This is a genomic window from Trichlorobacter sp. (genome assembly GCF_030247655.1).
Classification (GTDB): domain Bacteria; phylum Desulfobacterota; class Desulfuromonadia; order Geobacterales; family Pseudopelobacteraceae; genus Trichlorobacter.
Window position 1 is genome coordinate 1 of record NZ_JAOTRZ010000097.1, and the last position, 10,451, is coordinate 10,451.

Sequence of the window (10,451 nt, forward strand, 5' to 3'; positions counted from 1 at the left end):
CATGTCCGCCGCCTCCTTCCTGGGTATTTCCGGCTTGATCTCCCTCCACGTGTACGACGGCTTCATGTACTCGGTTGGCTGGCTGGTTGCGTACATCACCGTGCTGCTGATCGTTGCTGAGCCCTGCCGTAGCGCCGGTAAGTATACCCTGGGTGATATTCTTTCCTTCCGTACCTCACCCAAGCCGGTTCGTGCCCTTGCTGCACTTTCAACGGTTACCGTTACCACCTTCTATCTGACTGCTCAGATGGTTGGTGCCGGTAAACTGATGATGTTGTTGATGGGAATACCGTACATGACCGCCATCATCGGCGTTGGTATCCTGATGGTTGGTTACGTGGTGTTCGGTGGTATGACCGCCACCACCTGGGTGCAGATCATCAAGGCCGGTCTGCTGATGACCGGCGCAACCGTGCTGGCAATTCTTGTGTCAGTAAAATCTGGCTTCAGCCCGATGCAGTTCTTTGAAGACATCGCCACTAACCAGAATATTATTGATCACGTCAAGTTACTGCCGATCTACCTGAAAGAGAGTGCTGCAGGCACAGCCACGGCTGATGCCGGACAGCGGTTCCTTGAGCCGGGCCTGTTCCTGACCAACCCGCTGGACCAGATCTCCCTGGGTATGGCACTGGTGCTGGGTACTGCCGGTATGCCGCACATCCTGATGCGTTTCTTTACTGTACCGACTGCACAGGCTGCCCGTAAGTCCGTTATCGTGGCCATGTTCATCATCGGTTCCTTCTACATCCTGACCACCCTGCTGGGTTTTGGTGCAGCTCTGCACCTCTCCCCGCAATCTGTCAGTAAGGTTGGTAAAGGCGGCAACATGGCTGCCATGATGTTGGCACAGGCTCTTGGTGGTGAGATTTCCCCGTTTGTTGGCGACCTGCTGCTGGCCTTCCTGGCTGCTGTTGCCTTTGCAACCATCCTGGCGGTTGTGTCCGGTCTGGTTCTGGCTGCCTCCGCTGCCATTGCCCATGACATCTACGTTAACGTGATCAAGGACGGTCATGCTTCCCAGTCCGAGCAGGTTTTTGCTGCCAGAGCCACCTCTTTTGCAGTAGGTGCCATGGGGATTGTGATCGGTATAGCTGCAGAAAACCAGAACGTTGCCCACCTGGTGGCCTTGGCCTTTGCTGTTGCGGCTTCCGGGAACCTGCCGGTTGTGGTTATGTCCCTGTTCTGGAAGAAATTTAATACTGCCGGTGTTTGTGCCGGTCTGGTAGTAGGCACTCTTTCAGCTATCGGTATCGTAATGGTATCCCCGAATATGACCTACCCGGATAAGGTTGCTGATGCAGCAAAAATGGCCTATACCAAGCTTGAGAAAGAAGTTGTGGATGGTAAAGTAAAGCCTGAAGCAATGGAGAAGACCCTCAAGATCATTGAGGCCAAAAAGTTGGAAGAGTCCAAAAATCGTGGCGGAACCTCCTTTCTGGGTCTTGCCAAACCGCTGTTCCCACTTAAGAATCCCGGCATCGTCTCAATTCCTCTGGGCTTCATCGCTGCCATTCTTGCTGCACTGGCATTCCCGAGCAAGAAAGCAGAAGAGATGTGGGACGAGGTGTATGTTCGTCAGAACACCGGCCTGGGTATGGCAAAGGCGGTTGACCATTAGAATTAGTCCGGACAGGGACTGTGTTATGCAATTGAGGAGGCTTCGGCCTCCTCTTTTTTATTTAGCTCGTTTACCTGTTTTCTTAATAAGACCCACCAGTGACTTATCCCTGGTTTTTAGAGTTACCTGTTGCAATTCAGAGATTGGTTTGCCGGTCGGCGCCAGAAGAGAGGAGCTTTTCTGGCTGCCAAGGATCTGGCTGGGGTAGATGCTACGATACCCGGCAATTAAATAGCTAACCATGCAGGCCAGGGCTGCATAAGGGGCTATTCCATTTCCAAACAGTTCAATCGCCATGACAGAAGCAGCAATCGGCGTATTGGCGGCACCTGCCAGCAAAGCCACCATTCCAATGGCTGAGTAGGCTGCAAGATACTCTGGGCTGAACAGTTGGGCGAACAGATTGCCTGCTGCAGTGCCAACAAAGAAGATTGGCGTTACCACTCCACCGCTACCGCCACTGCCCAGGGTAATGGAAGTGGCAATGCTCTTCCAGAACAAGGCTCCTCCTGATATTACCTCACCATGCATCCCCTTTGACAGGGTATCAAGACCAAGCCCCAGATAATTAGGTGAAATAAACTTTCCGATGGCAATCAGCAATACACCACCCAGTAATGCCTTGAATGACCAGTGCCAGGTAAGTTTTCCAAATAGCTTCTCGCCCAATTTCATGACCTCGATCAGCAGCAGGGCAGCCAGTCCGCACCAGACACCCAGCATGATGATCTCAAACAGGCTCCAGCCACTGAAGACCGGTATCTGTGGCATGACCTCATGTGCGTAGACACCTCCCAGATACAGAGCAACGTGATAGCTGACAATGCCAGCTACAAAACAGGGGAAAAGGACATCGTAAAACATCTGCCCCAATACCAACACTTCAACCCCGAAAATGGCACCGGCAACCGGGGTGCCGAATACGGTGGCAAACCCGGCACTGATGCCGCAGATGACCAACTTCTTTCTGTCAATATCTTCTACCCGTAACAGATCTGCCAGTGCCGATGCCAGTCCGGCTCCGATCTGGGCTGCCGGACCTTCTTTACCTGCAGAACCTCCTCCGGCTAGTGTAATGACGGTTGCAACCAGTTTGACCGGAATAACTGCCACCGCAATCCTGCCCATCCGCTTATGAACGGCTTCAATAACTTTTTCCGTGCCGTGACCTGCTGCATCAGGAGCCAGCCAGCGCACTAGGGCACTGCTTAGCAGTATAACCAAAGGTAGCAACAGATAATACGAAGGCAGGTGTGTGATCTGAGTAGTGGACCAGGCAAGTGTACGCAGAAAAACCGTGGTGCCACCACCAACTAATATTCCAACTACTGTTGCGTAACATGACCATTTTATGACGCTTGCAAAAAGGGTTGCCTGTTCAGTAAGGTGCTGTTTCATAGGATATCCTGTACTACATTTCTTGGTTCTTGGCAGACTGTGTCCGTTGTAAATGCAGACGCATTTCAATTACAATTTTGAGTAAATCGTTCTGCTCCGGTATAAACCAGTCCGCCTGGCTTGTCGTGCTTTTTCCAACCCGAATGCTCAAAATATGGTTCTGCTTCAGGGCAAAGATGTCTTCATCTGTCTCATCGTCACCCATGAAAATTGCAGAATTCATACCTGCCAGGTGTAATAGTTCAAGTAATGCATCACCTTTGTGGGGGGCATTAAATGGTACGAGGTTGATCACACATTTTCCCTCAACTATCCGCGGTGTTGGCGTAAGTTTTTTTAACATATGCAGCAGGCGATGATATGCCTGATCCCGGTTGACGGTATGGCGATAATGAACCGACAGACTTGTGCCTTTGTCTTCAAGCAAAACACCGGCATCTGATGTCTCAAGACAGTGCAGCAATTGCATTTTCCAGCTTTGCCCCAGTTCATTAAAGAGGGTTTCTGCCTGCTCCCATCGTGGTAGCCCTTCAGCTCCGTGGTTACCGATCAGGTAGTTGGGGCTAATTTCAAAAAAACGCAGCGCATCACGCCTGCTTCTACCCGTGATGATTGCAACCGGCAGATACTGCATAATCATCTGCAGTTCGTGTTGCAGCTCATTTGAGACGGTGATATTGCCCGGGTCAGGGCTGATGGGTGCGAGTGTGCCGTCCAGATCAAAGGCTATCAAGGTGTGTGGCGTTATAAAGTGACGAAGCGTCTCAAGTCCTGCTGTGCTGAAGATATCTTTCATGCCATTTTTCCGATCCGTGCGGCCAGTTTTTCCCGTTGGCGCACCCTGGCCGCATCCAGCAGCATCCGGCCAGCCCAGCGGTAGACGTTGAAATCCTGTACCAGTGCCCGCATGCTGCGCATTCGCTCCTGTTGTTCATACTCCGGCATGGTTAAGCCCTGGTAAAGCGCATCGGCGGTCTGTTCCACATGGTACGGGTTGACGATCAGCGCCTCATGCAGTTCATTGGCTGCACCGGTGAACTGGCTTAAGACCAGCACACCCCGCTCGTCATCGCGGGCCGCCACAAACTCCTTTGCCACCAGGTTCATACCGTCATGCAGGCTGGTTACCATACAGACATTGCTGGCCCGGTAGTAACGGTTGATCTGCTCAGCGTCATGATGTTCAGCCTTCAGGATGATGGCTTGTTCAAAGCGCTGGTTGATCCGTTGTGCCAAGGCATGCACGCGGATCTCAAAGGCATGGTATTCCTCCAGGGCGGAACGGCTGGGGGCGGCAATCTGGATAAAACTGAATCTGCCCACCAGCTCCGGGTGCTGCTCCAGCATCCGTTCTACGGCAGTAAAACGTTCCAGTATCCCCTTGGTGTAATCCATCCGGTCCACACCTATCCCCAGCAGATGGTCAGCAGGCAGACCCATTTCCGTCAGTATTTCAGTGCGGGTCTGCTTCACCGGGGGCAGGGTCCCCTGCTGCTCTATGGGCCATTGGATCGAGATCGGGTAATTCTCAACCATGGTCAGTTGACCACCGTGAAAGATAGTGGAAGATTCATGTTCAATGCGGGTCTCCAGATAGCGATCCACCGTTTCCAGGAAGTTCTTGCAGTGGAACGGGGTGTGGAAACCGAGGATGGTGCTGCCCAGCATCCCCTGCAGCAGCTCTTCCCGCCAGGGACAGATACCGAAGGATTCAGGGTTGGGCCAGGGAATATGCCAGAAAGTGATGATGGTTGCCTTGGGCAGCCGTTCGCGAATCATCTTCGGCAGCAGGGCAAAGTGATAATCCTGCACCAGCACCACCGGATCGTCCGTGCGCGCTTCCTTGACCACGGCATCGGCAAAGCGCTGATTGATTTTCTGGTACTGCTGCCAATCACTGCTGCGGAAAATCGGTCGTACATGGGCATTGTGGCAGAGCGGCCAGAAACCTTCATTGGCAAAGCCGTAATAATAGCCCTGTTCCTCTTCTTCAGTCAGCCAGATCCGGCGCAGATTATATTCCGGCTTTTGGGGTGGCACCCCAACCCGGTCATGGCGGTCCACTGTCTCCTGGTCGGCAGAGCCGCTGCCATGGGCGATCCAGGTACCTGAACAGGCCCGCATCACCGGTTCAACTGCGGTGACCAGACCGCTGGCCGGGCGATGCACCACAATCCCCTGATCGGTCTTGACATGAATATACGGCTCACGATTGGAAACCACCAGCACCTGATCGCCGGTCAACTGTTTGTTCAGCAGGGCACGCAGGGCAGCCGGGTTCCAGGTGGTGGTCATATCATCGGCATGGCGCCGCTCCGTCTCCAGGTTGCGCAGCAGCGACCGCATTTCCCCTACCAGTGGCTGCAACTCTGCATTGGCTGGTTGACTGAAGGGACGCAGTATCCCTTCCCCCCGCATCATGGCCCGTACCCCTTCCATCCAGCCACGCCAGCTCAGGTGAGCCACAAATACCGTAATCAGAGATATCACCACCCCCAGAACAACAAACAGTATGATCACGTACTTGCGGGTATCTGCACTGCGGCGCTCCACAAAACTCATGTCATGCACCAGTATCAATGAGCCGATCACCCCGTCTTCAACTTGCAGGGAGGTTCTGGAAAGATGCACTGGACCCTGTGAAAGCCGGATCAGGTGGTTCTTTTCCTTTTGTTCCTCTGCAGTGGGTTTACAGCTGATTTCCTTTGGAAACGCGGCAGTTTTATATAGCAATGCATGATCGTTGCCACAGACTCCCAGGGCCAGCAGCCGCTCATCCTGAGTTGCCTTTTGTAACAACTTACTTATTTTAATACGTTCTTTGTCGACAACCAGTGTAGCCAGCGGCTCCTGCAGGGTGCTGCTGATCAGCTGCGAACGGATATCCATATCCCTGGCAAACCATTTCAGGGTAAGTTTATCTACAAGCGGTACCACGGTGTATGCCAGCAGAGCCAGCGCAACAGCCAGCGGAACGACAAAGCGCAGAGAAAGGTGGAGCGATCGTAACGATTTAAAGGTTTTGTTTGGATTCATGGTAATTCCTTGTGATGCTGTCTGTACGCAATTTTGTTCTTGTGATCCCTAAATCAGTTGTCCCAGACGAAATTTCAGCTTGAGCGACTCCTGGAAGCTGCGCACCTGCTCCAGAGCCACCTGCAGACGGGCCTGCTCCATGCCGTTCAGTCGATCATGTGCCACCCGGTTGTCTGGGATACGTCCTTCCCTGAGCGCTTCTACCTGACTCTTTAATCTGAAAAAGACCAGGGCATAAAAGGCCGCCTGCAGGTCATTACCATCCCGGTGATCAATCACCTTGGCCTCCATCAGCCAATGTAACCGCTCCTCGGTGCCGCCTCCCTGTACTCCTTCGTACAGAGCCAGAATCTTGACCCCCTCGGTAATGCTAAAAATACCGGCCTTTTTCAGGTCAAGCTGTCCTTTGTAACTCCCTTTCTCGGTCTGGATCCGGCCAAACCAGCCCAGCGGCACTCGAAACCGCAGCAGGTTGCTGAGCATATGTCCAAGATACATATCATTTTTTTTGAGTCTACCGGAAATATGGTAACGCAGTTCCTGTTCCAGCCGACGATCCCCTGTCAGAGCCCGCAGATCGGCCACCATCCCCACCTTAAGGATGTTTTCCGGGGTTGGCAGACCAAACCAGCCATCCAACACCTGTTTCCAACCGGACAGCGGCATCCGCCAGACCGCGTTGTTGGCCATGATGCCACCGCTGCAGGGGGGAATCCCGATCTCAATCACCGCACTGATCAGCTCTTCTGAAAACGCCACAAGCCGCTGCAGTTCAGCCGGATTGAGGTCGTCGGCGTAGACCAGTGCATTATCCTGGTCGGTGGTCAGGGTCTGCTCTCCACGTCCCTCACTGCCCAGCACCAGAAAGGCAAACCGGTCGGTCAGGTCGCTGAAGGGACCACTGCGCAGAATGGTAATCAGACGGATCAGAATCTGGTCATTCAGATGGGCGATCAACCGCACCAGTTCTTTGACCGGTACGCCGGTGCCGATCAGATGGGTCACCAGCTCCTGCACCTGCTGGTGCAACTCTTTCAGATCAGCAACGGTTTGCGCCTCTTCAATCCGGCGTACCAGTCGCTGGGGGGAGTTGGACTGCAGTCGCAGGATGTCGGAATCAGTGATGATTCCAATCAGGCTGCCGTCATTACCAATCACCACAATCCGGTGGATGCCGTGACGCGATATACGGTGCAGGGCCTCAAACAGAAACTCGTTCTCGGTGATGGAGACAAGCGGGCTGGTCATGACAGCAGCCACGATCAAGCTGCCGGGATCCAGACCCAAGGCAACCACCTTGTTACGCAGGTCACGGTCAGTGATAATCCCCACCGGACTGCCGGCCTCACAGACCACCAGACTGGAAATCCCCTGACGGCTCATCTGCGTCGCCGCCGCCACCAACGGTTCGTCAGGTCTGCAGGTTGCTACATTCCGGCGGCAGTACTGACCCACCGGTTGAAACAGAACATTGAAATCAAACATGGCATACCTCGCAGTGAATCTGATTTTCCTCCAAACCTAAGCCTTCTCTCCGGAAAAGTGTGTATGTTGTATGCTATTTGCTGTTTTAACACGGCAACCCGGCATTCAGCTGAAAGTAGGGCTTTAACAGATCTTCCATCGTGTAGAGTCCAATTGGTTGATTGATAAGATGTTGCGCGGCAAACAGTACGCCATTACCGAATGCCTCACGGGAAATTGACTCATGCCGCAGGCGAACCGTTTGGTAAGGAAAGCCAAAAAGAATCTCATGTACACCGATGATACCGCCGGCCCTGACCATCTTGATATCCTCTTCAGGCAGCGTAAGCGCCTGAGCAATCTTTCGTGCCGTGCCGGATATTTCAGGTTTGGCCTTAAAATGCTCTTCAATAATCTCAATGTCTGTGTAGGGAGCGATCTTTTTAAGGATTTTGGCTGCAATGATCAGAAAATTGATACCAATGGTAATATTGGGTGACCAAAGGACCCTGGTTTGTGATCCAAACAGCTCAAGCACCTGTATCTTGTCCTGGCTGTATGCTGAAATGGCGCTGACAATGGCAACGCCTTGTTCAGCAGCAGCCTGTCCATAGTAGTCAAGTCCGTTTTCTGAAGAGAAATCAATAATGACATCAACGGGCATCCGTCTGATCAGATCTACAGCAGAATATTCTTCTTTTGAATAGATCAGTCCCGGTTCCTTTGACTCAATACCGAGAAACTCAGGTACGGAACGATGCTCAAGGCTGTGCGAACTTCGTACAACCCACTGCAATTTTGTTTCCAGACTTTGCAGCAGAATTGAGGCAACGGCTTTTCCGGTTTTACCAAATCCAATGAGTCCTACTTTCATCTGTAAAGCTCCTTAACACATGCATGTCGCTTCAAACTATGCAATCGGATCGCATGTTGACATAATGGTCCTCGTGTTCCTTGTCACCGCATCACACGCAGGACGATCTCTGCCGGTCCTTTCGTGTTCCTGTTCTTGATTTCAAGGGCTTTCTCCGGCACCTGCAGTTGCTCAGTGAAATGTTTGTGCAGTGTAGTAAGCAACAGACCGTTGGTGCGTCCCGTTACCACCAGCCGATAGCGGTACCTGTCCGGCCCGCCGGGCAACTGTTTGATTACTGCCAGGGCGGTAACACTTTCCGGGGTCAGGCTTCCATCCTTGCTAAAGCTGATTGGCGGTACGAACGGTGCGGTCTTTATCTTCAGATGCAGCGGTTGCTCCAGCGTCTGCTCAAGCTGTCTGGTCAGCAGCAGTAGTTCGTCGTTACTGACAGGCCAGTCACGGCGCAGGGTTGCCGATGCTTCAAGGGGTTGCCTGCTGCCTGAAAAGGCCAGTCGGGTATCGGTCAGGGGGAAGGGGGACAGGGCCGCAGAAAGGAGTTGTTCAGCCGTGCCGACAAGTTTTGATGCCTTGGCGCTGATCTCTGCGACGGTTTCTTTGGGCTTTTGCGGCAGCAGCGGAGCAGTGTGCTGTTCAGGAAGCTTTTCCGATGCCACCAGTACCTGTTCAAGGTGCAGATCAACCGGAGCTCCCAGGTTTTCGTTCAGATCAGATGTAATGGCCTGCTCAACAGATTTGGCAATATAGCTGATGGTATTGACGCTTGCCCTGATATTGGTCCTGTTTTTAAGTTCTTTTACTACATACCCGGTCATCCGGGAGGAATCCTCTTTATTCAGGTACTTCTTCAGCACTTTTTCAACCCGTTTATTAGTATTTACCTTCCTGATATCAACCACCAGTGTATAGACCAGTGGAATGGAAATAAACGCCAGCAGCGCAGCTATGATCAACAGGCGGGTGCGTTGTGAATATTTGATACTTTCAACATGGCTGGTGCGGAACCCCATGATGAAAAAGACCAGATCTGAAGTCAGTACAATCGCTACAAAGTTGGTGAAAAACAGCAGGAACCCGCCCAGGCCCAGCATGATCTGTCCGGTACCCAGACCGTAGCCTGCCACACTTAACGGTGGAATAACCGCTGTAGCCACCGCAACACCGGTGGCGGTAATCAGGTAGTTTCGCTTGGTGCAGAGCGCAACCGCGCCAACAATGCCGGATAGCACCGCAATAAACAGATCATAGATGTTGGGCCTTACTCTGGCCAGGATTTCAGCTGTTGGTTCTTTCAGGGGAGACAGGAAGGTGACAAAGGCAGAAAGCAGGATGGTCAGCGCGACACTGACCGCAATGGTACGAAAGGCCCGCCGGGCCAGCGGCAGATCGCCGATGGTCAGGGCCAGACCAGAAGAGATGATCGGCCCCATCAGCGGTGAGATCAACATGGCGCCGATCACTACGGCCACGCTGTTGGTCAAGAGCCCCAGCAGGGCTATCAGGCCGGCCATCAGCAGCATCAGGTAGTAGATCCAGGAATGTTCAACCCCGGAAACCACTTCGCGGATGATACCCTGATGGTTGACCATCTGGGTCTTCAGGGCCAGATACTCTTTGAGTTTTTTAAGCTGATAGTTGAGTTGACTTGTCTTCACCATTGTCTCCCGTGTCTATAAAATAGTAAAGATTACGAAGATCTTCTGCGCAGCCACTTGTCCAGTTCCACCACCATCAGCACCGAGGCGGCTACGATCAGTACCCGTATCCATTCCGTTGCTGTCAGCGGCACGGTACGGAAGAGCCACTGCAGGGGTGGGGCATAGATAAAGGCCAGCTGGGCCAGACCGGCAGCGATCATACTGTAGAACAGGAACGGATTGCCCAGCGGGTTGATGCTGAAGATGGAATCATATTCTGAACGGCTGTTCCAGGCCTGGAAGAACTGAAAAAAGACCATGGTGGTCACCGCCACGGTACGGGCATTTTCCAGGGAATTCCCCTCCCGTAGGGCCATGGTGTAGTTCCAGGCCACCCCTCCGGCAATCACCATCCCCACCA

At 52.9% G+C, this 10,451-nt stretch carries 8 protein-coding genes; 1 reads left to right on the top strand and 7 read right to left on the bottom strand.

The window, feature by feature from the left end; translation table 11 throughout:
- Positions 1-1,621, top strand: a 1,621-nt coding sequence (locus OEL57_RS09720) for a solute symporter family protein (protein WP_300740077.1), incomplete at its 5' end; no start/stop codon positions are given.
- 57 nt (positions 1,622-1,678) lie between these two features.
- Here the strand turns inward: OEL57_RS09720 and OEL57_RS09725 are convergent.
- The 7 genes from OEL57_RS09725 to OEL57_RS09755 all read right to left on the bottom strand — a co-directional run.
- Positions 1,679-3,019: a chloride channel protein gene (locus OEL57_RS09725; protein WP_300740079.1), complete on the bottom strand. Its 1,341-nt coding sequence runs from the start codon at positions 3,017-3,019 to the stop codon at positions 1,679-1,681.
- A 13-nt stretch (positions 3,020-3,032) separates the two neighbouring features.
- Positions 3,033-3,815 carry a trehalose-phosphatase gene (gene otsB, locus OEL57_RS09730; RefSeq protein ID WP_300740081.1) on the bottom strand — a complete coding sequence of 261 codons (783 nt, stop codon included), beginning with the start codon at positions 3,813-3,815 and terminating at the stop codon, positions 3,033-3,035.
- Positions 3,812-6,055, bottom strand: a complete 2,244-nt coding sequence (locus OEL57_RS09735; protein ID WP_300740083.1) for an alpha,alpha-trehalose-phosphate synthase (UDP-forming) — start codon at positions 6,053-6,055, stop codon at positions 3,812-3,814. Before OEL57_RS09735 ends, otsB begins: the two co-directional genes overlap by 4 nt.
- 48 nt (positions 6,056-6,103) lie before the next feature.
- Complete coding sequence (locus tag OEL57_RS09740; RefSeq protein WP_300740085.1) at positions 6,104-7,540, bottom strand: putative nucleotidyltransferase substrate binding domain-containing protein; 1,437 nt, start codon at positions 7,538-7,540, stop codon at positions 6,104-6,106.
- A gap of 85 nt (positions 7,541-7,625) precedes the next feature.
- On the bottom strand, positions 7,626-8,393 hold the full coding sequence (locus OEL57_RS09745) for a 4-hydroxy-tetrahydrodipicolinate reductase (RefSeq protein ID WP_300740088.1): 768 nt from the start codon (positions 8,391-8,393) through the stop codon (positions 7,626-7,628).
- Positions 8,394-8,476: 83 nt separating this feature from the next.
- Positions 8,477-10,051, bottom strand: coding sequence for a TIGR00341 family protein (locus OEL57_RS09750; RefSeq protein WP_300740090.1), 1,575 nt, complete (start codon positions 10,049-10,051; stop codon positions 8,477-8,479).
- A gap of 29 nt (positions 10,052-10,080) precedes the next feature.
- Positions 10,081-10,451 (bottom strand): cation transporting ATPase C-terminal domain-containing protein (locus OEL57_RS09755; RefSeq protein ID WP_300740093.1); only part of this gene is annotated, 371 nt, incomplete at its 5' end.

Bases quoted from the DNA above. Each gene is read 5' to 3' on its own strand.
- OEL57_RS09725 (WP_300740079.1), bottom strand. From the start codon at position 3,019: ATGAAACAGCACCTTACTGAACAGGCAACCCTTTTTGCAAGCGTCATA.
- otsB (WP_300740081.1), bottom strand. From the start codon at position 3,815: ATGAAAGATATCTTCAGCACAGCAGGACTTGAGACGCTTCGTCACTTT.
- OEL57_RS09735 (WP_300740083.1), bottom strand. From the start codon at position 6,055: ATGAATCCAAACAAAACCTTTAAATCGTTACGATCGCTCCACCTTTCT.
- OEL57_RS09740 (WP_300740085.1), bottom strand. From the start codon at position 7,540: ATGTTTGATTTCAATGTTCTGTTTCAACCGGTGGGTCAGTACTGCCGC.
- OEL57_RS09745 (WP_300740088.1), bottom strand. From the start codon at position 8,393: ATGAAAGTAGGACTCATTGGATTTGGTAAAACCGGAAAAGCCGTTGCC.
- OEL57_RS09750 (WP_300740090.1), bottom strand. From the start codon at position 10,051: ATGGTGAAGACAAGTCAACTCAACTATCAGCTTAAAAAACTCAAAGAG.